Below are 21,730 nucleotides of genomic sequence, written 5' to 3'. Positions count from 1 at the left end.
CAATCATGAGACGGATGCTCGCGCTGATACTGGTGGCACTCTTCGCCCTGTCGCTGCTGGGTGGCTGCAATACCATTCGCGGTGCCGGCCAGGACATTCAGGAGGGCGGTGAGGCGATCGAGCGCTCCACCTACTGAGCCTTTCCAGCGGCGCCGGGGATGCCGGTGCCGAATTCACTGTCACAGGAAGACGCCCCATGTGGTACCGATTCGCCGCGCCGCTCGGCGCGGCCCTGATGCTTACGGCCTGCGCCATGCCCACCACGCCGCCGCCCCACGAGCCGGCCCCGCCGCCGCCCACCGCCGACCGCCAGGATGACCCCTGCGGGGCCCAGCGCGTTCAGGCGCACATCGGCGACTCCTACAGTGAGGCGCTCGGTGAGGTGCTTCAGCAAGAGAGCGGTGCCGAGGCGCTGCGGGTGATGCGCCCCGGTCACGCCTACACCATGGAATACCGCGCCGACCGGCTCAACGTCCGCCTGGATGAGGCGGGCAGAATCACCGCAATCGGCTGCGGTTGAGGAAACACTGCACAAATGCCTGCGCGAGCGAATCGCTACGTTGCGCGGTGCCGAGGCGTCGGACCGGCGGAATCCTCACATATACCCCATATGCTCCGGTTCCTGTGCTCCGGGCGCCTTGCGCTTCATCTCGCTCGGCGATTTGTTCAGCGCTTCCTTAAGAGAGGGGATCACTGGTCATCGTGGGCCGCCTGGGTGCGACGCTCCTCCTCTTCGGCCTGCTTGCGCAGCTTCTTGCGCAGCGCGGCCTTCTCGAAGCGCAGCTTCTGCTGCGGTGTCGCCAGGGTAAGCGGCGGCACCGGGGCCGGTTTGCCGTGGCCGTCCACCGCCACCATCGTCAGATAGCAGCTGTTGGTATGGCGAATCACCTTGTCGCGGATGTTCTCGGCGACCACCTTGATGCCGATCTCCATGGAGGAGCGGCCCACGTGGTTGACGCTGGCCAGGAAGGTCACCAGCTCGCCGACGTGGATCGGCTGCTTGAACAGCACCTGGTCCACCGACAGCGTCACCACATAGTGCCCCGAGTAGCGGCTGGCGCAGGCGTAGGCCACCTCGTCGAGCTTCTTGAGGATAGCGCCGCCGTGCACCTTGCCACTGAAGTTGGCCATGTCGGGTGTCATTAGCACGGTCATCGAGAGTTCATGCTGGCCGGGCAGGTCGTAGGCTTCCATCTGCGGTATTCCTCGCGAGTGTTTTTCAGAGCATAGCGCCTCGTCCCGCCGCCTGGGGACGAGGCGCTAACCGCCGCCTGCATGGGGTTAGAACCAGGTGAGCCCCACGGCGATGATGGCGCCGGTGATAAACAGCTGGATCAGACAGAAGCCCATGATGTCCTTGGCCTTCAGCCCGGCGATGGCGAGCACCGGCAGCGCCCAGAACGGCTGCAGCAGATTGGTCCAGGCGTCGCCCCAGGCCACCGCCATGGCCACCCGAGAGACATCCACGCCCAGCGCCTCGGCGGCCGGCAGCATGACCGGCGCCTGCACCGCCCACTGGCCGCCGCCGGAAGGCACGAAGAGGTTGACGATGCCGGCGCTGATGAAGGACCAGAACGGCAGCGACGTCTCGGTGGCGAACCCGATCAGCGACTCCGACATGGTTTCCGCCAGCCCCGACTGCACCATGATCGCCATGATGCCGGCGTAGAAGGGGAACTGGATGACGATGCCGGCGCCGCCCTTGATCGCCTCGTGCAGGCTCTCGAGCAGGCTGCGCGGTGTGCGGTGCAGCACGATGGCCAGGAACAGGAACATGAAGTTGACGATGTTGAGGTTCAGTCCGCCGCCACGCAGCAGGAAATGGTCGAGCAGGAAGATCACCCGGGGATGCCCACCAGCCAGGCCAGGGTGACGCTGTTCTCGAGGCGCTCGGCCGGACGGGTGATGCGCACCTTGGCCTCGGGGGGCTCCCCCAGCAGCTTGGGGTCCACGTAGACGCTATCCTTTTCATCGGGCAGCATCAGCCGGTTGACCAGCGGGATGCTGATGAACAGGCAGACCACGATGGCCAGGTTGAAGAACGAGAAGATGGTCGAGCCCGTGCCGATCACGCCGATCTGGTCGGCGGTGAAATGGCCGTCGGTGGCGATGGTCAGCGGAATGGAGCCGGCCAGGCCGCCGTGCCAGACCACGAAGCCGGAGTAGGCGCTGGCCACCAGCAGCCGGTAATCGACGCGCACCAGCCGCGCCAGTTCCTTGGCGAACAGCGCCCCCACCACCAGGCCGAAGCCCCAGTTGATCCAGCTGGCCGCCAGCGAGACCAGGGTCACCAGTACGATGGCACCGCCGGCGTTCTTGGCCAGGGCGGCGAGGCGTTGCAGCAGGCGCTTGACCGGCGGTGAGCTGGCCAGCATGAAGCCGGTCACCAGCACCAGCAGCATCTGCATCGAGAAGGTCAGCAGGTTCCAGAAACCGTCGCCCCAGAAGCGCATCACCGCCAGCGGCGTCTGGCGCTCCACGGCAATGGCGGCGGCGGCGGCGATCACGGTCAGCAGCAGTACGAAGATGTAGGGATCGGGCAGGTAGCGTTCGACCAGCCGCACGGCCGGTCGGGAAAGGAGCTTGAGCATGGCGGTTTCGCTTCTTCTCTGTTGTAAACGGTGTTCCTACGGGTCGTCTGAGAAAAAATAGCGCAGTCTCAGAAGCTTGCACGGTTTGCCCGGTCAACGTTGCCCGCCCGGCGAGTCGCTGTCAAAGGGGCGGTAGCGCCAGCGTGTGCGCCGATAGCGCAGGTAGTACCCGGCCAGCACCGCGGAGCGCACCAGCCCGAAGGTCAGAAAGGCCAGCCACAGACCGTGGTTGCCCAGGCCCTGGCTGAGCCACCACACCGGTAGATAGACGGCCAGGCCGGCGAAGATGCTGTTGCGCATCTCGCGGATCGCCGTGGCGCCGATGAAGACGCCGTCGAACAGGTAGCTCCAGACCGCGATCAGTGGCATGGCCACCATCCAGGGCAGGTAGAGGGCGGCGGTGGTGCGCACCTCCGGCAGGCCAGTGAGCAGGGCGATGAGCTGGTGGCCGCCCAGGGCGAAGGCCAGGGAGGCGGCGCCGGCGGTGATCAGTGAGAACCAGGCGGCACTTTTCACCGCCTGGCCGAACTCGTCCCAGCGGCGGCGGCCTACGGCGCGGCCGGTGATCGCCTCGGCGGCGTGGGCGAAGCCGTCCAGGGCGTAGCTGGTCAGCATAATAAACTGCAGCAGCACGGCGTTGGCGGCCAGCACGGTATCGCCCTGCACGGCGCCGCGGGAGGTGAAGAAGGCCATGGCGAACAGCAGCCCCAGGGTGCGCACGAAGAGGTTGGCGTTGACCCGGAACAGCTCGGCGTAGGCGGCCAGCCGCATCAGTCGTTCGCGCAGGAAGCGGCCTTCCAGCAGGCGCAGCTGGCGCGAGACCAGCCAGAGCCCGAAGGCCAGCGCCGTGTAGTCGGCGATCACCGAGGCCCAGGCCACACCGTCGCTGGTCATGCCGAGCCCCACCACGAACAGCAGGTCCAGGGCGATATTGACGCCGTTGGTCAGCATCAGGATGGCCAGCGTCACCCGGGAGTTCTGCTGGCCGAGGAACCAGCCGAGAATGGCGTAGTTGGCCAGCACCGCGGGCGCCGAGAGGATGCGGATCTGGGCATACTCCGCGGCGACGGCGGTGGCCACCTCGCTGCCGTCGAGTAGCCACAGGCCCAGCGCGATCAGCGGCTGGGAGAACAGAATCAGCAGCAGCCCGATGCCTGCCGCCAGCAGCAGCGACTGGCCCAGCAGGTTGCGCACCTCGCTGTCGCTCTCGCGCCCCACCGCCTGGGAGGTCAGGCCGGTGGTGCCCATGCGCAGAAAGCCGAAGCCCCAGTAGAGGAAGCTGAACAGGGTGGCGCCCAGGGTGACTCCGGCCAGGTAGCGGGAGTCCGGCAGGTGGCCGACCACGGCGGTATCCACCAGCCCCAGCAGAGGCACGGTGATATTGGAGAGGATAATCGGCCAGGCCAGGGTCCAGATGCGTCGGCGAGAGGCGTCGGCGGGTGAGGCCTCGGGGGAGAGGTGGCTGAAGTCACGGCAAGCCTGCGGGCGGTCAAACCGGCTATCTTCTCGCCCCCCTGTCAGGAACGCAACCGCCCCGCACGGCGGCGGGGCGGCGGCAGGCCAGTGGCGGTGCCTTAGAAGCGATAGCCGATGCTGGCGGAGATCAGGTCGATCTCGAAGTCCTCGCCGCTGTCGCTCAGGTCGTATCGCTCGACCTCGAAGCGGAGGATGAGCTGGTCTACCTCATACTCGGCGCCGATACCATAGAACGGATCGATACCATCCTCACCATCGGAGAATGATACATCGCCGATCAGGGTGTCAGTTCTCGTATCAATGTCAGCATCCCAGGCAATCAGGCCCAGCTTCCCGTAGACGCTGAATCCGTTCTGGATTGGTAGCTTGCCTACAAGTGCAAAGCCAAACCCATCAACGCTGATATCACCCTTAATTGAGGCGGGTGTCCCTCCGATCACAGTTTGTGCATTCGTGCTAAATTCGCCGAAGTTTACGTAGCTCGCTTCAACGGCAAAGTTTGGATTGAACTGATAGCCAGCAAATACCTTGTAGCCGACATCGTTATCATCGGTGTTGGTTGAAATTACGGTAAAGCCCTCGCTGCGGAGCCCATCAGCCAGATCAAGGTCGGCTCCGGTCTTGGCGTGGCCGAAGCCCGCACCAATATAGGGCCCCTGATGGGGGTTGTACTGATAACTTTGGGCGTAGGCGGGGGCGGCGACCAGGGTAGCCAGGACGGCGGTGGCGATCAGACGTGGCATCATGCGCTCCATTGCATGGGGGGCGGGCCCCGTGACGGGGCGACGGTGAACGCGGCTACCCCTGGGGTGAGTTCGTGTGACAGACTGTAGCCCCGTTGGGGAGAAAAGTTAACTGGAATTCATGCCAAGGTGTGACGTGGGTCATGCCTCGGTCAGCGAGCGATAGGGGGCAGGGGATGAACAGGATACGCAAGATGCTGATGGCGGCGGCAGTGATGGCCGTGACGCTGGCGGGCAGCCTGCCGGCGCTGGCCCAGCAGCAGCACCTCGAAGCCCAGCCGAGCGGCGGCGCCATGGTGGTGGATGCGCTGGTGGCGCGTCCGCTGCTGGCGGTGGCGACCGTGGGGGGCACGGCGGTGTTTCTGGTGTCGCTGCCCTTTACCGCGCTGGGTGGCAACGTGGGGCCCGCCGCCGACACGCTGATCAAGACCCCTGCCGAGGCGACCTTCCGGCGCTGCCTGGGGTGTACGGTGAGCCGCCGCGCCGACGAGATGTAGGGCCGGTGCCGCGATAAACGCCCAGCGCCCCGCTTGCGAGCAGGGCGCTGGGCTGTCGAGGGGGGCGGTGAGTCGGTCGAGCGCTGCTCAGGCGGCGGTGATCAGGCGATACTTGGCCATCAGCTCGTCGTGGGTCTCGCGGCGCTCCGGGTCCAGGGGGATGCAGTCCACCGGGCAGACCTGCTGACACTGGGGCTCGTCGTAGTGGCCGACGCACTCGGTGCAGAGGTCGGGTCGATGACGTAGATCTCCTCCCCGGCGAGATGGCGCCGTTGGGGCATTCGGGTTCGCAGACGTCGCAGTTGATGCACTCGTCGGTGATCAGCAGGGCCATGGGCTACCTCACGAGTGGGCCTATGGGCAGTCGCGCCCGGCCCGAGGATATTGCGGTTGGTGGCGTATTGCCGAGTGTTTCAGTCAGGTATTGTAATGGCTGCGCAGCGTCTCGGCGACCCTGGGATGCACCAGGCGGGAGATGTCGCCGCCAAGCTTGGCGATCTCGCGCACGATGGTGGAGGAAATATAGGAGTTCTCCACCGCCGGGGTCAGGAAGACGCTTTCCAGCTCCGGGACCTGGGCGCGATACATGTTGGCTAGCTGAAGCTCGTACTCGAAGTCGGAGACCGCACGCAGGCCGCGCAGGATGATGCGCGCCTGCTGCTCGGCCAGCAGGTCGGTGAGCAGGCCCGAAAAGCCGATCACCTCGACGTTGGTAAGCTCCTCGACCACCTCCTCGGCCAGGGCGATGCGGGTCTCCAGCGCCAGGGCCGGGCCCTTGCCGGGGCTCGCCGAGATCGCCACCACCACCCGGTCGAAGAGCCGCGAGGCGCGCTCGATCAGGTCGAAGTGGCCATAGGTGATGGGGTCGAAGGTGCCGGGATAGACCGCGATGTTCATTCGTACACTGCTCGCTGGAACGGCTGGCTGGGTAGGTCAGGGTAACCGCCGGCGGTTCGGCCGACGATATCGGCCGCCGCCGGCGCTTAGTCGTCCAGGCGGCCGAAGGGGTTGTCCGGCGCCAGGGAAACGGGGCGGGCATAGCCGGGAATCCGGATATGATCGGCGTTGACCTCCAGCTCCGGCCCCTCGAGCACGCCCTCGCCGAAGCGATAGCGGGCGAGATAGTGGCCGTGATCGGCGCGCGCCAGATAGGCCTGGCGCGCCTCGCGGGTCGCCTCGCGGCGCTCGCGCCAGGCGGCTAACGTCGCTTCCCCGTGCCGACGTGCCAGCAGCCGCTCGGTGACCGACGGCGACAGCACCACCCCGGTGGCATTGTTGCCGCCAAAGCCCTTGGCGTTGATCAGGGCGGCATCGGCCTGGAAGGCGCGCGGCGTGCGCGAGAAGGCGAGGCGCTCGGCGTGGACGTCCTCGGCCACGGCGTCGAGGGTGGGAATGCCCGGCAGCAGGCCATAGGCGAAGCTGCCCAGGGCGCTGGCCAGCTGATCGCCGGCGGCGCCCCCCTGGGAGTGGCCGACGAAGGCCTTGACCGCCGCCACCGGCCAGGACTCGATGCCGTGGGCGCGGGCCACCAGGTCGAAGACATGGGATTCGGTCACGCGGTTCTTGGGCGTGCTGGTGCCGTGGGCATGCAGGAAGCTGCGCTGGCGCAGTGCCTCGCCGCCGAGCATGTCGTGAACGAGGGCCGCGGCCTTGCCCAGGGTGACGTAGTTGCCGATGCCCGGTGCCGAGATGGAGCGCTTCCAGCCGTCGGCGTTGACATAGACGGCCGGTACGCAGCCGAGTATCTCGGCGCCCACCTCCAGGGCCAGGCTGTCGTCCATCAGCAGGACGAACTGGCTGGACTCGGCGATGGTGAAGCCGCAGTTGCGCGCGAAGGGGCGGCAGGCGCGCTGGTAGTCGGCGTCGGTCAGCAGCTCCAGGGCGTCCAGCGCCTTGAGGCTGTCGTCATCGGCCAGTGCGCCCATGGCGCGGAACCCCTCGATGATCTCCGGGGTCACCGGCGCATCGGCGGTGCCCACCATGACCGCGCGGCGCTGGCCGCTGCGGATGTCCTCGATGCCCAGGCGCAGGTTGTAGAGGAAGCTGGCACAGGCCCCCAGGGCGGCGCCGGTGCCGCCCACGCTGCCCAGCACATAGGCGTTGAGGAAATCGGCGGGCATCTGGCCGTAGCCCAGCGGCATCTGCTTGGAGGTGGCGCGGTTGCCGGAGACGAAGCTCTTGAGCAGGCCGCCCCAGCCCTCCTCGTCGAGCTGGCCGATGGAGTTGCCGGCATAGACCGCGACCTGGTCCGGGTCGAGGCGGTCGCGCAATGCGTCCCAGGAGAGTCCGCTGTCGCCCAAACAGTCGCTGGCGGCGAAGATCGCCATGGAGAGGCCGCGGGGATGGTGCACGCTGCGGTAGTGGCGGCTGGGGTCGAAACCGCTGGGCAGCTGGCCGGCGGCGCGCACCTGGGCGGGGCGGGTCTCCGGCAGCAGCACATCGAGAGGGCCGGCGGGCACCGTCACCTCCAGGGTTTGGCGATCGATCTCGCGGACCTGCCAGGTGGGCGGCACCTGATCGGGCAGCTGGCGGCGGCGCACGCGAAAGGTGAGGGGAGCCTCCAGGCCGAGGCTGGCCCGGCGGTTGGCGGGCAGTCCTGCCTCGTTGAAACGCGGATCCTCGATGCGCCGGATCAGGGTGTGATCCATGATCTGGGCGCGACACCGCTCGGCCAGCTCGGCGGCGTCGACGGGCTCGCCGTCGGCAGTGTGCCAGGCGCCGTCCCGGTGGCTGCCCAGCCCCATCAGGGAGGCCAGACCCAGCAGCAGCGCCTGCTGGTCGTCTTCGGTCAGGGCATCGATCACGGTGCGACGAAATGCTTGATGGCCAGACGTGCGTCCGGCGGCATTGACGCCGCCCATGCCGACGATCACCGGTAAATGAGACAAGCCGCTTTCCTCACTGTGCTGTTGGTGCGAGTCAGAGTTATTAGTATGAGAAAACCGATCATAGCACCCGCCTCGGGACCCCGTCATGGGGCGCTCTGGGCGGTTTTCTGCGACTGCAATAAAACAAACGTTTGAAAACTGCCGGAGGGCCGGCTATCATGAAGTGGCTGTTTGAGTCATACGAGTGGGTATCTGGGCGCATTCTTTCGGGGGTGCGCCATTTTTTTCGCCCTCCGGCTGGTAGACTACCCGGCCCTGCAGCCTGGCCACAGTGACCGTCCATGCACGCCTCTTCCCGCACCATCACCACCAATCAGTCGGGCCCCCATGACGACTTGGTCCGGCGCGTCGAACGAGCGCTGGCTCATCCGCTGCGCAAACCGCTGGCCGGGCACACCCGCGAGGCCTTCATCCGGGCCGAGGCCTGGCTCGAACGACGCGGGGCGCCGCTGATCCTGGATGCCGGCTGCGGCGTGGGGGTGTCCACCCGACGCCTGGCGGAGCGCTTTCCCGAGCATGCCGTCATTGGCGTGGATCGCAGCGCCGACCGGCTTAGCCGCGACCATGGCCCGGTGCCGGCCAATGCGCTGCTGGTGCGAGCCGATCTGGTGGATTTCTGGCGCCTGGCGCTGGCGGCCGACTGGCGGCCGCAGCGCCACTACCTGCTCTACCCCAACCCTTACCCCAAGGCGGCGCACCTCAAGATGCGCTGGCACGGTCATCCGGTGTTCCCGACGCTGCTGGCGCTGGGCGGGCGGCTCGAGCTGCGTTCCAACTGGTGCCTCTACGTGGAGGAGTTCGCCCTGGCGCTGGCTCGGGCAACGGGCGTGCAGGCCGGGGTGGCCCCCCATATGCCGGCATCCTGCCTCACCCCCTTCGAACAAAAGTATCACGCCAGCGGTCAGTCCTTGTGGCGGCTGGTGGCCACTCTGCCCCATTCGCCCTCCCTGGTGCCCTCGGCCTGACGCCGGGGCCGCAGATGGCTAGAATGGCGTGACTTTCGCAAGCCCCAAGGAGTCGCCCATGGCCTTTGTCTACTTGGCCCTGGCTATCGTGGCCGAGGTGGTCGCCACCAGCGCCCTGAAGGCCTCGGATGGCTTTACCCGGCTGTGGCCCAGCGTCACCGTCGCGGTGGGCTATGCACTGGCGTTCTATCTGCTGTCGCTGGTGCTGCGCAGCATTCCGGTGGGCGTTGCCTACGCCATCTGGGCCGGCCTGGGGATCGTGCTGGTCGCCCTGGTGGGGCTGGTGGTGTACGGCCAGCGCCCCGACCTGCCGGCGGTGCTGGGCATGGCGATGATCGTTGCCGGGGTGGTGGTGATCCAGCTGTTTTCCCGTTTTGGCGCGCACTAGGCTTCTTCCAAAGACTGGCTGCGTCCTTGCCAGGCGCCCCGCGCGTCGATGACTGCTAAGTGGAGATAAGATGTTGCGCCGTTTCGCTGTGCTATGTGCGCTGATGCTGCTGCCGATCACGGCGGCGGCGTCGGGGTTCTCTGAGCTCGCTCGTCTGGCCGAGCGAGGCTTTCTGATCGGCGCCGAAGCGCGCCTGCTGGACTCCCACGAGGTGCTTGGCGCCATCGAGCCCGACCGGCAGCTGTCGCCGGCCTCGGTCACCAAGGCCTATGCGGCGGCGGCGGCCCTGGACCGCTGGGGGCCTCAGCACCGCTTCACCACGCGGCTGGTCAGCGATGCCGAGCTCGAGGCCGGTGTCCTGCGCGGCGATCTGCTGCTCGACGGCGGCGGCGATCCGGCGCTGACCACCGAGGAGCTGTGGCGCCTGGCGCAGCGGCTGCACCAGCGCGGGGTGCGTGAGATCGAAGGCCGGCTGGTGGTCAGCCAGTGGCGCTATGGCCCCGTGGCCTGCATCACCACCGACCGCTGCCAGGCCCAGACTCGGGTGGCCAACGCCTACAGTGCGCTGCTCTCCTCGGCCGGGGTCAATTTCGGCAGCTGGTGCGTCAGCGTGGCGCCGGGCGCGGCGGCGGGGGAGCCGGCAAGCATCACCAGCTGTGACAGCCAGTCGCCGATCGTCGAGATCGACAACCGGGTCGAGACCCGTCCGCCCAACAGCGGCACCGAGCTCGATGCCGAGCGCATCACCCGCGACGGTGAGGATGTCATGGCGCTGCGCGGCCAGATCTCGCTCAACGCCGCGCCGCGGGAGGTCTATCGCGCTAGCAGCGACCCGGCACGCCAGACCGCCCGAACGCTCCAGGCCATGCTCGAGCAGAGCGGTATCCGGGTGGGCGGCTATGCGGTGAGTATCGAACCGCCGTCCGCCGGGGTCCGTACCCTGGCGGCGGTGGATGGCAAGCCGTTGCAGGAGCTGCTGCTGCGCACCATGAACTACTCCAACAACTTCATGGCCGACGTGCTGGCCCTCAACCTGGTGGAGACGCCGCGTGCCGATCTGGAGCAGGGCGCGGCGGCCATCGAGCACTTCGTGGCCGGGATTCCCGACCACGGGCCGCTCAGCCTGCGCAGCGGCAGCGGCCTGACCCCGGAGAATCGCATTTCAGCCAGCGGGGCCAATGCGCTGCTGGCCAGCATGTTCCATCGCCCGGCGCTGTTTCCCAGCTTCGTGGCCAGCTTCCAGTCGCCGGGTAACGGGGTAATGCGGTTCATCCGGCGCGGCTCGCCGACCTTCCAGCACCACGTGATGCTCAAGACCGGAACCCTCAACCAGCCGGTGGCGGTGCGCGCGGCGAGCGGTTACTTCCGCACCCGCTCCGGCCGCTGGGGGGTGTTCAGCGTGATGGTCAACGGCACCGCCACCACGCCCTGGCTTAACTGGGCCCAGGTTCTCGACCCGCTGGCCGAGGACCTCACTGGTATGATCGAGGCCCACTGACGGCGTCGGCAAAGGGAGAGGCGATCATGAAGCATGGACAGACGGGATGGCGGCATCTGGTTCACTCCACCGGCTATTCCCTCAAGGGGCTGCAGGCCGCCTTCCGCCATGAGGCGGCCTTTCGCCAGGAACTCGCGCTGTTCGCGATCCTGCTGCCGCTGGCCTGGTGGATCGGCGAGGGCCCGGTCGAGTGGATCCTGCTGGTGGGCAGCGGGCTGCTGGTGCTGATTGTGGAGCTGCTCAACAGCGCCATCGAGAGCGTGGTGGACCGAATCGGCACCGAGCATCACGAGCTCTCCGGGCGGGCCAAGGACATCAGCTCCGCGGCAGTGATGCTGGCACTGGCGCTGGCCGGGCTGACCTGGACTCTGCTCGCGGCTCAGAAGCTGCTCGGCTGACGGGTGGCGTCGGGCCGGGGTGCCGCCGGCGCTTCGCCTTCGCTATGCTGGGGGCATTCGAGCGGCGACGAGACGAGATGCCCATGGCCCTTAGCGAAGACTTTCTACCCACCGGTGACCTCCCCGCGCCACTCAAGGGAGCCCTGGCCCAAGCCTGGCAGCGCCTGCACGACAGCCTGGCGCAGGCCGACAATGTCGCCGAGATGACCGACCAGGAGCCACCCTCGGAGAGCTGGCAGGCGCTGGCCGAGTCCCGGCGTGAGCAGCTGGCCCGGGTGCTGGCGATCTCCGATTTTGCGCTTGAAACCTTGGTTCGCCACCCTGACTGGCTGCTCCATCTGGATGCCAGCGGCGAGCTGGATGCTCCCCCGAGGCCGGTACCCTGCGCGACTGGCTGGAGGAGCGCCTGGAGGCGGCCGAAGACGAGGCCGCTCTGCACGCCGCCATCCGCCGCTTTCGGCGCGCCCGCATGCTGGGCATCGTCTGGCGCGACCTGACTCGTCCGCCCGGCACCGACATGTGGGCCACCGCCGCGGCGGTGTCGCGGCTGGCCGAGACTTGCCTGGAGGCGGCGCTCGGCTGGCTGGAGGCGCACCTGGCGCCGCGCTGGGGTCGGCCCGCGCCCCGCGGTGACGGCAGCGAGCAGCGCCTGGTGGTGCTGGGCATGGGCAAGCTCGGTGCCGGCGAGCTCAACCTCTCCTCGGATATCGACCTGATCTTCGCCTTCCCCGAGAAGGGCGAGACCGAAGGCGGGCGCAAGTCGCTCACCCACCAGGAGTACTTCACCAAGCTGGGGCAGCGGCTGATCACCGCCCTGGATGCGGTTACCGCCGACGGCTTCGCCTTCCGGGTCGATATGCGCCTGCGCCCGCTGGGTGACGGCGGGCCGCTGGTGGGCAGCTTCGCCTCGCTGGCCGGCTACTACCAGGACCAGGGCCGCGAATGGGAGCGCTATGCCATGCTCAAGGCGCGGCCGGTGGCCGGCGACCGAGAGGCGGGCGACGAGCTGCTTGCCAACCTGCGTCCCTTCGTCTACCGCAAGTACCTGGATTTTGGCGCCATTGAATCGCTGCGCGAGATGAAGGCGCTGATCAACCGCGAGGTCAAGCGACGCGGCATGCAGGCCAATATCAAGCTGGGGCCGGGCGGTATCCGCGAGGTGGAGTTCGTGGTTCAGGCCTTCCAACTGATCCGCGGCGGGCGCGATACCGAGCTGCAGGTCACGTCCCTCAAGACGGCAATGGAGCGGCTTCCCGACCTCGGGCTGCTGCCCCGGGAGGTGATCGAGGAACTGCTCCCCGACTATGTCTTCCTGCGCGACCTGGAGCACGCCCTGCAGGCGCTGGAGGATCGTCAGACCCAGAGCCTGCCCGGCGATGATCTCGACCGCGAGCGACTGGCCCTGGCGCTGGAAATGGCCGACTGGCCGGCGGTCATGGCACGGCTAGACGAGGTGCGCGAGCGGGTGCGCCAGCACTTCGATGCGGTGATCGCCGACCCGGAGGCGGAGGTCGAGGAGGCCGACGATACGCCCCACGAAGAGGGCGTCTCTCTGGAGGAGTGGCGCTCGCTGTGGTGCGGTGAACTCGAAGATGACGAGGCCGGCGTGCTGCTCGAGGGTACGGGGTTTTCCGACGCCGATACGGCGCGGCGGCGGCTGGCCACGCTGCGCCATTCCCGCCAGGTGCAGGCCATGCAGCGGATCGGCTTCGAGCGGCTCGAGGCGCTGATGCCGCTGCTGCTCGATGCGGCGTCACGCAGTGAGGCCCCGGATACCGCGCTGGAGCGGGTGCTGCCGCTGGTCGAGTCGGTGCTGCGCCGCACCGCCTACCTGGCGCTGCTGCGCGAGAATCCCGAGGCGCTGGGGCACCTAATGCACCTGTGCGGTGCCAGCCCCTGGATCGCCGAGCAGCTGGCGCGCCATCCCCAGCTGCTCGACGAACTGCTCACCCCCGAGACCCTCTATACGCCGGCCGACAAGGCGAACCTGGCCGATGAGCTGCGCCAGGCACTGGGTCGCATTCCCGAAGATGACGAGGAGGCCCAGCTCGAGGCGCTGCGGGTGTTCAAGCATGCGCACGTGCTCAGGGTGGCGGCCTCGGACGTGGCCGGCACTCGCCACCTGATGAAGGTCAGCGACTACCTGACCTATATCGCCGAGGTGCTGCTGGAGGCGGTGTTGGCCATGGCCTGGCGCCATCTGGTGCGCAAGCACGGCCATCCGCTTCGCCGCGACGGCTACCGCGCCGGCGGTGAGCCGGAGTTTCTGATCGTCGGCTATGGCAAGCTGGGGGGCATCGAGCTGGGCTACGGCTCCGACCTCGACCTGGTGTTCATCCACGACGCCGACTCCCGGGCCGCTACCGACGGCGCACGCCCCCTCGATGCACCGGTCTTCTTCACCCGCCTGGGGCAGCGCATCATTCACCTGCTCACCGCGGTCACGCCGGCGGGGACCCTCTACGAGGTGGACATGCGGCTGCGCCCTTCGGGCAACTCGGGCCTGCTGGTCACGTCGCTGGAGGCCTTTGCCGACTACCAGCGCCACCAGGCCTGGACCTGGGAGCACCAGGCGCTGGTGCGGGCCCGGGTCGTGGCCGGGCATCCCCGCCTGGCCGAGGGCTTCGACGCCGTGCGCCGGGAGATCCTCGGCCGCCGGCGCGACGTCGAGGCGCTACGCCAGGAAGTGGTGGCGATGCGCCACAAGATGCGCGACCACCTGGGCAGCAAGGGGGCGGCGGCCGAGTTCGACCTCAAGCAGGACGCCGGCGGCATGGTCGACATCGAGTTTCTCTGCCAGTTTGCGGTGCTCTCCATGGGCCATGACGCGCCCGACCTGCTCGCCTACAGCGACAACATGCGTATCCTGGAGACGCTGGAAGCGACCGGCCGGCTGCCAGGGAGGATCGTCGGCGCCTGCGCGACGCCTACCTGGCCTATCGCAGCGCCGTTCACCGCGGTTCGCTGACCCGCGAGCCGGCCAACGGCCGAGCGTCGGAGGTCGGCGCCCACCGAGAGGCCGTCACCGCCCTTTGGCAGCGGCTGCTCGAACCGGCATCCTGAGCCGGCTGCCCGGGGATTCAAGGGCGGGGCGAAAGCATGACACTATCTCTTGTTGGCCCGCCGCCCTGGCGGGTCATTTTTTTGCCGGGTCGTCGGATTTCACCTCGTAGTCGCCCTCCAGCACCTGCTGGTCGCGAAACTCGCCTTGACTATGACGGGCCTCCCTGGAACGGGCCTCCCGATAGTGAACCCCGCCACCGACGTCCTCGGCCTGCTCGGCGCGCAGCCGTTCGAGGCGCTTTTTCATGCGATAGCGGACGATGGGCAGCATCGCCCAGCCGAGCAGCAGGAAGAACAGCCCCAGCACGGTGCCGATGATCAACATGATGCCGAACAGCAGCCAGGTCAGGACCAGTTTCAGTCCGCCGAGGCCGCCGGAGGGGTGTGTCTGGCGGGCGCGCTCCCGCCACTGCTGGGCGGCGTGCCAGGCGGGATTGCGGCGGGGGTCATGGGGGTCGGTCATGGACGTCTCCAGCGAGAGAAGGGTGCGCCTGGGCCGGGGTGGCCTAACGAATGGCTGGCCCTTGGAGGGCGCTGCGACGGAAATGTTCCAGTCGTCGTCAGGCTACCATAGCCGCCATAGCGCTGCGGTAAGGATGCCGGTGAGGATGGCCGGCAGCGGTTTGCGGGTAGCCAGCATCACGCCGAGGGTAGCCGCCAGCGCCAGGCGGGCGCCCCAGTCGCCCTGCACCGCCATGGGCGTGATCACCGCCACCAGCACCGACCCGGCCATGGCGTTGATGAAGCGCTCGATCCTCGGGCCGATGGGCAGGCGCGACATGATGAAGACGCCGCCGCTGCGGGTCAGGTAGGTGACCAGGGCCATGATCATCAGGGCGGCTAGGGAGCCGGTAAGCGTTGCCGGCAGGCTCATGGTTGCCTCTCCCGGTCTCCCGGCAGCAGCAGGCCCACCAGCCCGCCGGCCAGTGCGCCGACGATCACATGCGCATGTGGCGGCAGCCAGGCCATGGCCGCCAGGGCAGCGAGTGCCGCTGCCGCCCAGGGCAGCAGCATGCCGAGGTCGCGCTGTCCGCCCACCAGCATGGCCAGCAGGAAGCAGCCCATGATCACGTCGAGCCCGAAGCGTTCGGGATCCTCGATGCCGCTGCCGAACGCCACGCCCAGCAGGGTGCCCAGCACCCAGGCCAGCCACAGGGCGAGGCCGCCGCCCACCAGCATGCCGACATTGGTGGCGCCGTTGCGGTAGTCGGCGGCGGCCATGGCCCAGTTGGAGTCGCTCATCACCGCCACGCTGGCGTAGCGCTGGCCGCTGGGCAGATGGGCCAGCCAGGGTTGGATGGCCGCGCCCATCAGCAGGTGGCGGGCGTTGATGGCGAAGGTGATGGCGATCAGCGGCAGCAGCGGGATCTGTGGTCCCCACAGCTCCAGCGCGGCGAACTGCGAGGCGCCGGCGAACACCAGGGCGCTCATCAGTACCGCCTCCAGGCCGGAGAGGCCCCGGGACAGGGCGGCCACGCCGAAGGCCAATCCGAACACGATCACGAACAGGCTCAGCGGCGCCATGCGGCGAATGCCGAGCAGGGTCCCGGCCAGATCCAGCTGAGCCCCGCAAGCGGGCCGCGTCATGATGGCCACGCCCGCCGGGCAATAAGGCGGGCAGCCGGAGCGTGGGCGGCCCGGTCGCTGCGGCGGGGTGCCGACAGCGGCGGCGCGGTGAGGGGCCTGTCGAGGCGTGGAAGCATGGTGGCGTCCGGTCGGGAAAAATGATTAGCCTGCTGGGTTTCCATAGCATCGGGCCAATGCTGTCGGGATGCAATCCCCGCGGCGGTATTCCCGCGTCCTGTCGTGGCCTGGGCCCGCCCCTGCGGCAATGGTAGTCAGCGGGGGCCGCACGTCGTAAGCTCAGGGGAAACGGTGAAATCGGACTTCCACCATGGGGCTCATCGGCTCGAGACGCGGCCTGCGCCGCGGCGCAACGCGACGGCGCAAGTCGCGGCGTCCCGCCAAAGGAGATTTCGACCGCTGGCTCGACCGCGCGGTGGATGTGGCCGTCATCACCGCGCTGCTGGTGGGAGCGCTGGCGCTGGCGTTGAGCCTGCTGCTGTGAGCGGCTCATCGAATGGTAACGGATAGCGAGGCCTATGCTGGGATTCCTGCAGGGATTTGCCTATGGACTCTTTCTGACCTGCGTGCCCTGGTGCCTGCTGGGGCTGGCGAATCCGCGGCTGGCGGTGCCCACCGAGCGTCCCGGCCGCCTGCAGGTGATCTTCCGCTACTGCCTGGCGATCCCCTTTCTCAGCATGCTGCTGTGGCTGACTTCGCTGTGGGGTGGCTTCGGCCCCAGCCTGGCGGGGTGGCTGGCGGGTCTGGTGGCGATCGCCGTGGCCCTGCCCGTGGAGCGGCGCTGGTATCGCTGGCGGGAGTGGCGGCATCGCCGGCGGCTCGAGGCACGGCTCGAGGAGGAGGCGAGGCGCCGCCGCGCCGCGCAGGAGCGCGAAGCGCGCGAAACTGGGGTAGCGGTGCTCGATCCGGCCAACCCGCCGGTAGAGGCCGATGACCTGGTGCTGGCCCTGTGCCGGGCCAAGCAGGCGCTGCTCGACGTGCGCCGTCCCGATCTGGCGATCCAGGCCGACCGCCTCTATAGCCGCTACGGCCATGTCATGGAAGTGTTGGAAGGGCGCTTCGACCGCAGCGAGCTGGCCTTCGAGCGTTCACGCACCCTGGTCACCGAGGTGTGTCTCGGGGCGGTGGACAACCTCACCTCCATGGCTTCCCAGGCCCGCGGCGTGGTGGGACTTGACGGCGACTTCGTGCGGCGCCGGCTGGAGCGTGAGGGCGAACGGCTCACCGTCGAGGAGCGCATTGCCCTGAAGCGGCGCCTGGAGCTGATTGAAGGCACCGAGCGTCGCCTGCGCCATCTCGCCGCCCGCAACGAGTCGGCCCTGACCCTGCTCGACGACACGGCGGTCGCCATGGCGCGAATCGAGACCGGGCGGCCGCAGGCGTCGGTGGCCACCGACCAGGCGCTCGAGGAGCTGCGCCGCTTCATCGGCCGCGCCGAGCGCTATGGCCGCAGTGGCCAGCGTTAGGCTATGTCTGAAACGTCGACGAGCGATGGTATCTAGCTGCCTCGGGCTGCTAGCTTTCAGGTAGGACCCAGGGGGATGAGAGACTTATGAACCAGCACTCCGAGAACGGCTCCCGGCTGTCGCTGCCGCCGGTGGAGGAGATTGCCCGCGAGCTGGTCGAGACGCCCCCCGAGGACGACGAGCCGGTCAGCGACGACCCGGAGCTTGCGGCCATGGCCGAGGCCTTCGCCGAGGAGGTGCTGGCCGGGGCCGAGGATGCCGACACCCTGGCGCAGCAGCGCCGCGCGGTCGACGAAATGGGGCTCGAGCTCCAGCAGCAGGCGGCCCACCAGAGCGCCATGCTGCAGACGCCGCTGCGCAAGCTGGCGCACCACGGCGACGACGGCGGGCCGGTGGCCCAGGCGCTGGTCGACCTGCGCGGCAAGATGCAGGCGCTGGACCCGCGCCAGCACCGGCTGTCGACGGGGCGGCTCGACCGGGTGTTGGCCAGGATCCCCGGCGCCGGCAGCCGTCTGCAGCGCTACTTCCGCAAGTTCGAGAATGCCCAGCAGGCGCTGGACGCGATCATCGCCGACCTGGAGGCCGGGCGGGACATGCTGCATCGCGACAACCTGACCCTGGGGGATGATCAGGAGGCGCTGCGCGAGATTCTCGCCAGGCTGCAGCGCCAGATCGCCCTGGGGCGCCTGATCGACCGCCGGCTGCAGCAGGTCGCCGCAGGGCTCGACGAGGACAGCGACCGGCGCCGCTTCATCGAGGAGGAGCTGCTCTTCCCGCTGCGTCAGCGCATCGTCGACCTGCAGCAGCAGGTGGCGGTCAGCCAGCAGGGGGTGCTGGCGCTGGAGGTGATTATCCGCAACAACCGCGAGCTGATGCGCGGCGTGGATCGGGCCATCCACGTGACCGTCTCGGCCCTGACCGTGGCCATCGCCGTGGCCCTGGCGCTGGCCAACCAGCGGCTGGTGCTCGACCGGGTGGAGTCGCTCAACGCCACCACCTCGGAGATGATCGCCGGCACCGCCAAGGCGCTGCGCCACCAGGGGGTGGAGATTCAGACCCGTGCCTCCTCGGCGCTGCTCGACATGCAGTCGCTGGAGGAGGCCTTCGGCGATGTCATGGCGGCCATCGACGATCTCTCCCGCTACCGCCAGGAGGCGCTGCCCCGGCTGGATGACCAGATCAGCCGCCTGGGGGCCCTGGCCCGGGAGGGCGGCGAGGCGATCGAGCGCCTGCAGCGGGGCAGTGACGTGCAGCCGGAAGAGACGCCGGGCGGTGGGGGTAAGGCGTCCGAGGGACGCGGCGACCGGCGCTGAGACTGACCACTCGGAGGCTCCCTGGCACCTTGCTTGCCGCCGCGATGGGGCGCTGTGGCGTCAGGCCTTGGAGGCGATCTGGTCGCGACCCCGGTGCTTCGCGCGATAGAGCTGCCGGTCGGCCTGCTCCAGCAGCGCCTCGCAGGTCATGCCGGCCTCGTCGGGCACTGCGCTGGCGACCCCCAGGCTGGCGGTGACCCGATCGTTGCCCGGTGACCCGGCGTGGGGAATGGCCAGGGCCAGAATGGCCTCGCGAATGCGCCGGGCGACTCGCCGGGCCCCCTCCAGATCGGTTTCCGGCAGCACGCAGACGAACTCCTCCCCGCCGTAGCGGGCAACCAGGTCGGTGCTGCGATTGACCGTTTCGCTCAGGGCGTTGGCCACGGCGCGCAGGGTGTCGTCGCCGCTTACGTGTCCGTAGCGGTCGTTGAAGTCCTTGAAGTTGTCGATGTCGATGAAAATCACCGACAGCGGCGTGCGAGTGCGCCTGGCTCGCTGCCAAGAGTCGATCAGGAAGCTGTCGAACCGGCGCCGATTGGCGATGCCGGTGAGACCATCCACCGTCGATATCTGGTGGAAGCGGTCGCGCTGATCCAGGCCGTGCTGGAAGGCCTTGAGCAGGTCGTCCAGGCTCTCCACCAGGTGGCCCAGCTCGTCATTGCTGTGGCCCTTGAGTCGGGGCTTGGGCCACTGGCCCGGCCGCTGCGGGTCGCTGGCCGCAATGGCGGCATGCACCTGCAGCAGCGGGCGGGTAATGACCCGGTGGAAGATGGCGACCACCAGGGCGGCAATGGCCAGCGCCTTGAGCACACCCAACGTGACGATCAGCAGGCTGCGGTCGGCGAAGGCCTGGCCCAGGCTGCCCAGGGAGAGCGTCAGCTCGATCTCGCCCACGTTCTCGGCAGGGCCCTCGCTCTCCAGCTCGTAGGTCAGGGTGCGCTGGTAGTGCAGGCTGTCGCCGAACAGGGCCTGGGTGAGCCGGCCGGCGCTGCTCTGCTCGGGTCGTTCCCGGACCGCCATGGTGCGATCGAAGTCGTCGCGTATCTCCACCCGGGCGACGTGTTCGCCATCCAATAGGCCGTCGGCCACCTGGGCGGCCAGCTCCGGGTTGAGCTGGAAGGCGGCTTCTGCGGCGGTCCCCTGCACCAGGTCCATCAGGTAGCGTGTCTGACTCTGGACCTCCTGGCGCATGGTGCGGGCATCCGAGGCGAGCTCGACCCCTCCGGCAATGATGCTCAGCACCAGAGCGATCACCAGGGTCAGTGCCGCCTGCTTGGCGGTCAGGCTGCGCCGTCGCCGGCTGGCTTGTCGGGGTGGCTGCTTGCTCATGAGGCGGGCGCTTCCGAGGAAGGGGCGTCGCCGGGGGGCTGCGCAGCGGCCGGCCCGTCGTCGAGCCGGGATGCCAGGGCGGCTTGCAGGCGGGTAACGAAGCTGTCGGGGACCGACGGGTGGCAGGCGAGGTAGAGGTCCACCTCGCGGAACCGGAACTGGCGGTGCAGGGCGATCTCGGCGTCGTCGGCAAGGTGGCGGGCGGTCTCTTCACCGGTCACCCAGACATCGATCAGCCCCGCCTCGAGCCGCGCGATGTTCTCGTGCTCGGCGCTGGCCATTACCACCGGGATGCCTTGCTGGGCCACGAACTGCCCCACGGCGTCCTCGCGGAAACTGCCCACCCGCAGGTTCTCGAGGGCGTCCAGCGCGTCCAGTTCCAGGTCGCTTTCGGTCAGTGTGAAGGCCGACCAGTGACTGGTTGCCAGCGGCCCGATCCAGGTGAAGTGGGGCTCACGCTCTTCGGTGCGGGTGGTGGAGTAGACACAGTGGTTGTCGCGCAGCCGGGCCTCGGTGTAGGCGCGGGCCCAGGGGAGCAGGCGGAAGGTGGCCGACAACCCAGCATCCTCCAGGGCCTTGCGGAGCAGCTGCGTCGAGCGTCCATCGACCTCGCCGGCGGCGTTCAGGAAATTGAAGGGAGGGTACGCCTCGGTGTTGAACACCATGGTGCCACCCAGGAGCTTGCGCAGCTTCCCCTGCCGGCGCAGGGTATCCAGCGCCGACTGCATGCGTTCGACCAGCGCCGGGTCGGTGTCCTGGTGCAGGGCATAGTAGAGGTCGGACTCGCTGAGGTTGAGTACCGGCATGAAATCGGTGATCTGCAGGCCGTTCTCCTCCATCAGCCAGTAGGCCACGTCCTCGCTGTACGCCCACAGGTCGACCCGGCCGCGATCCAGCATGCGCAGGGCGCTGAGGTTGTTGATCGCCGGGCGCAGGCGCTCGGCGGGTACGCCGGCTTCCTGCAGGCGCTGGGCACCGATGTCCTCACGAATCACGGCGATGCGGTAGTCGCTGTCCAGCAGCGCCTCAGTATTCGCCAGCTGAATGCCGCTGTCGCGCCGCGCGATCAAGGACACCCGGTCGGTAGCGATGGGGCCAACCCATTGGAAGAGCGCTTCGCGCTTGGCGGTGCGGGTGGTGGAAAACAGCACCGTCTCCGGTTCGTTCAGCGCGGTATCGTAGCCGCGCGCCCACGGCAAGTAGCGAACATCATCCCGGGTCAGCGGGGTCTCGGTATGCGCGAAGATCTGCTCGAGTATTTCGATGGAGATGCCTTCCAGGCGCTCGTTACGCTGGAAGTTGTAAGGCGGGTACTCTTCGGTGATGAAGGTCAGTGCCTGCAGGTCCGCCAGGGTCGGAGCGGGCAGCAGGCAGCAGACAGCAAGCAGAAGCGATTTTTTCATGCCCGATCCTGGCCCCTTCATCCATACCGATTGGCAACCGAATCGCATGCCGGCAACCAAGTGCTTACAAATTAGCCGATGCCTTGCAGGCTGTCATCCACCGGCCGCCAACGCTCGCGCCCGGGCGG

General features: G+C 68.2%; 20 protein-coding genes and 3 pseudogenes. 11 read left to right on the top strand and 12 right to left on the bottom strand.

Translation table 11 applies throughout. The features are described 5' to 3' along the window. Positions 1 to 5: 5 nt before the first annotated feature. The gene (locus tag ACSJDS_RS00270; RefSeq protein ID WP_473031634.1) at positions 6 to 137 is read left to right on the top strand and encodes an entericidin A/B family lipoprotein; all 132 of its coding nucleotides are present in this window, start codon (positions 6 to 8) and stop codon (positions 135 to 137) included. A gap of 59 nt (positions 138 to 196) precedes the next feature. After that, positions 197 to 520 carry an I78 family peptidase inhibitor gene (locus tag ACSJDS_RS00265; protein ID WP_473031633.1) on the top strand — a complete coding sequence of 108 codons (324 nt, stop codon included), beginning with the start codon at positions 197 to 199 and terminating at the stop codon, positions 518 to 520. 170 nt (positions 521 to 690) lie between these two features. Here the strand turns inward: ACSJDS_RS00265 and ACSJDS_RS00260 are convergent, their stop codons facing one another. The 4 genes and pseudogenes from ACSJDS_RS00260 to ACSJDS_RS00245 form a co-directional block, all read right to left on the bottom strand. Beyond that, the gene (locus ACSJDS_RS00260; RefSeq protein WP_473031632.1) at positions 691 to 1,194 is read right to left on the bottom strand and encodes an acyl-CoA thioesterase; all 504 of its coding nucleotides are present in this window, start codon (positions 1,192 to 1,194) and stop codon (positions 691 to 693) included. 87 nt (positions 1,195 to 1,281) lie between these two features. Further along, positions 1,282 to 2,591 (bottom strand): annotated as a pseudogene (locus tag ACSJDS_RS00255) (short-chain fatty acid transporter). Between the two features lie 93 nt (positions 2,592 to 2,684). After that, entirely contained in the window at positions 2,685 to 4,007 is a 1,323-nt protein-coding gene (locus ACSJDS_RS00250; protein WP_473034939.1) for an MATE family efflux transporter, read from the bottom strand. A 158-nt stretch (positions 4,008 to 4,165) separates the two neighbouring features. Continuing rightward, on the bottom strand, positions 4,166 to 4,810 hold the full coding sequence (locus ACSJDS_RS00245; RefSeq protein WP_473031631.1) for a porin family protein: 645 nt from the start codon (positions 4,808 to 4,810) through the stop codon (positions 4,166 to 4,168). A 176-nt stretch (positions 4,811 to 4,986) separates the two neighbouring features. Between ACSJDS_RS00245 and ACSJDS_RS00240 the strand changes: the two genes are divergently transcribed. After that, a complete protein-coding gene (locus tag ACSJDS_RS00240) occupies positions 4,987 to 5,307 on the top strand; it encodes a hypothetical protein (protein WP_473031630.1) in 321 nt (106 codons plus the stop codon). Between the two features lie 87 nt (positions 5,308 to 5,394). On the opposite strand, the pseudogene ACSJDS_RS00235 reads toward ACSJDS_RS00240, so the two are convergent. From ACSJDS_RS00235 to ACSJDS_RS00225, 3 genes and pseudogenes are all read right to left on the bottom strand, one after another. Beyond that, a pseudogene (locus ACSJDS_RS00235) lies at positions 5,395 to 5,641 on the bottom strand (YfhL family 4Fe-4S dicluster ferredoxin). 83 nt (positions 5,642 to 5,724) lie between these two features. Beyond that, entirely contained in the window at positions 5,725 to 6,204 is a 480-nt protein-coding gene (gene coaD, locus ACSJDS_RS00230; RefSeq protein WP_473031629.1) for a pantetheine-phosphate adenylyltransferase, read from the bottom strand. Positions 6,205 to 6,290: 86 nt separating this feature from the next. Next, entirely contained in the window at positions 6,291 to 8,168 is a 1,878-nt protein-coding gene (locus ACSJDS_RS00225; RefSeq protein ID WP_473034938.1) for a beta-ketoacyl synthase, read from the bottom strand. Between the two features lie 308 nt (positions 8,169 to 8,476). Between ACSJDS_RS00225 and trmB the strand changes: the two genes are divergently transcribed. The 5 genes and pseudogenes from trmB (at position 8,477) to glnE (ending at position 14,507) form a co-directional block, all read left to right on the top strand. After that, positions 8,477 to 9,160 (top strand): tRNA (guanine(46)-N(7))-methyltransferase TrmB, encoded by a 684-nt coding sequence (gene trmB / locus ACSJDS_RS00220; protein WP_473031628.1) that lies wholly within the window; start codon positions 8,477 to 8,479, stop codon positions 9,158 to 9,160. A 58-nt stretch (positions 9,161 to 9,218) separates the two neighbouring features. Continuing rightward, complete coding sequence (locus tag ACSJDS_RS00215) at positions 9,219 to 9,548, top strand: DMT family transporter (RefSeq protein WP_473031627.1); 330 nt, start codon at positions 9,219 to 9,221, stop codon at positions 9,546 to 9,548. 70 nt (positions 9,549 to 9,618) lie between these two features. Beyond that, a complete protein-coding gene (gene dacB, locus ACSJDS_RS00210) occupies positions 9,619 to 11,046 on the top strand; it encodes a D-alanyl-D-alanine carboxypeptidase/D-alanyl-D-alanine endopeptidase (RefSeq protein ID WP_473031626.1) in 1,428 nt (475 codons plus the stop codon). A 26-nt stretch (positions 11,047 to 11,072) separates the two neighbouring features. Beyond that, complete coding sequence (locus ACSJDS_RS00205) at positions 11,073 to 11,444, top strand: diacylglycerol kinase (protein WP_473031625.1); 372 nt, start codon at positions 11,073 to 11,075, stop codon at positions 11,442 to 11,444. Positions 11,445 to 11,527: 83 nt separating this feature from the next. Further along, positions 11,528 to 14,507, top strand: a pseudogene (gene glnE / locus ACSJDS_RS00200) (bifunctional [glutamate--ammonia ligase]-adenylyl-L-tyrosine phosphorylase/[glutamate--ammonia-ligase] adenylyltransferase). A 73-nt stretch (positions 14,508 to 14,580) separates the two neighbouring features. On the opposite strand, the gene ACSJDS_RS00195 reads toward glnE, so the two are convergent. The 3 genes from ACSJDS_RS00195 to ACSJDS_RS00185 all read right to left on the bottom strand — a co-directional run bounded on the left by ACSJDS_RS00195 (position 14,581) and on the right by ACSJDS_RS00185 (position 16,094). Continuing rightward, on the bottom strand, positions 14,581 to 14,970 hold the full coding sequence (locus tag ACSJDS_RS00195; RefSeq protein ID WP_473031624.1) for a hypothetical protein: 390 nt from the start codon (positions 14,968 to 14,970) through the stop codon (positions 14,581 to 14,583). 102 nt (positions 14,971 to 15,072) lie between these two features. Continuing rightward, positions 15,073 to 15,381, bottom strand: a complete 309-nt coding sequence (locus tag ACSJDS_RS00190; RefSeq protein WP_473031623.1) for an AzlD family protein — start codon at positions 15,379 to 15,381, stop codon at positions 15,073 to 15,075. After that, a complete protein-coding gene (locus tag ACSJDS_RS00185) occupies positions 15,378 to 16,094 on the bottom strand; it encodes an AzlC family ABC transporter permease (RefSeq protein WP_473031622.1) in 717 nt (238 codons plus the stop codon). The genes ACSJDS_RS00190 and ACSJDS_RS00185 overlap by 4 nt, the downstream gene beginning before the upstream one ends. Before the next feature lie 307 nt (positions 16,095 to 16,401). Between ACSJDS_RS00185 and ACSJDS_RS00180 the strand changes: the two genes are divergently transcribed. The 3 genes from ACSJDS_RS00180 to ACSJDS_RS00170 all read left to right on the top strand — a co-directional run bounded on the left by ACSJDS_RS00180 (position 16,402) and on the right by ACSJDS_RS00170 (position 18,870). After that, positions 16,402 to 16,575, top strand: coding sequence for a hypothetical protein (locus ACSJDS_RS00180; RefSeq protein ID WP_473031621.1), 174 nt, complete (start codon positions 16,402 to 16,404; stop codon positions 16,573 to 16,575). 34 nt (positions 16,576 to 16,609) lie between these two features. Continuing rightward, positions 16,610 to 17,557 (top strand): cobyrinic acid a,c-diamide synthase, encoded by a 948-nt coding sequence (locus ACSJDS_RS00175; RefSeq protein ID WP_473031620.1) that lies wholly within the window; start codon positions 16,610 to 16,612, stop codon positions 17,555 to 17,557. 86 nt (positions 17,558 to 17,643) lie between these two features. Then, positions 17,644 to 18,870 carry a toxic anion resistance protein gene (locus ACSJDS_RS00170; RefSeq protein ID WP_473031619.1) on the top strand — a complete coding sequence of 409 codons (1,227 nt, stop codon included), beginning with the start codon at positions 17,644 to 17,646 and terminating at the stop codon, positions 18,868 to 18,870. A 60-nt stretch (positions 18,871 to 18,930) separates the two neighbouring features. Here the strand turns inward: ACSJDS_RS00170 and ACSJDS_RS00165 are convergent, their stop codons facing one another. Both ACSJDS_RS00165 and ACSJDS_RS00160 read right to left on the bottom strand, forming a co-directional pair. Beyond that, on the bottom strand, positions 18,931 to 20,199 hold the full coding sequence (locus ACSJDS_RS00165; RefSeq protein WP_473031618.1) for a GGDEF domain-containing protein: 1,269 nt from the start codon (positions 20,197 to 20,199) through the stop codon (positions 18,931 to 18,933). Next, positions 20,196 to 21,602, bottom strand: coding sequence for a substrate-binding periplasmic protein (locus tag ACSJDS_RS00160; protein ID WP_473031617.1), 1,407 nt, complete (start codon positions 21,600 to 21,602; stop codon positions 20,196 to 20,198). The genes ACSJDS_RS00165 and ACSJDS_RS00160 overlap by 4 nt, the downstream gene beginning before the upstream one ends. Between the last annotated feature and the right edge of the window lie 128 nt (positions 21,603 to 21,730).

Source organism: Halomonas sp. SL18_1 (genome assembly GCF_055755715.1).
Note: the sequence above shows the minus strand (reverse complement) of the source record. Positions and strands in the feature narration are given on the sequence as shown.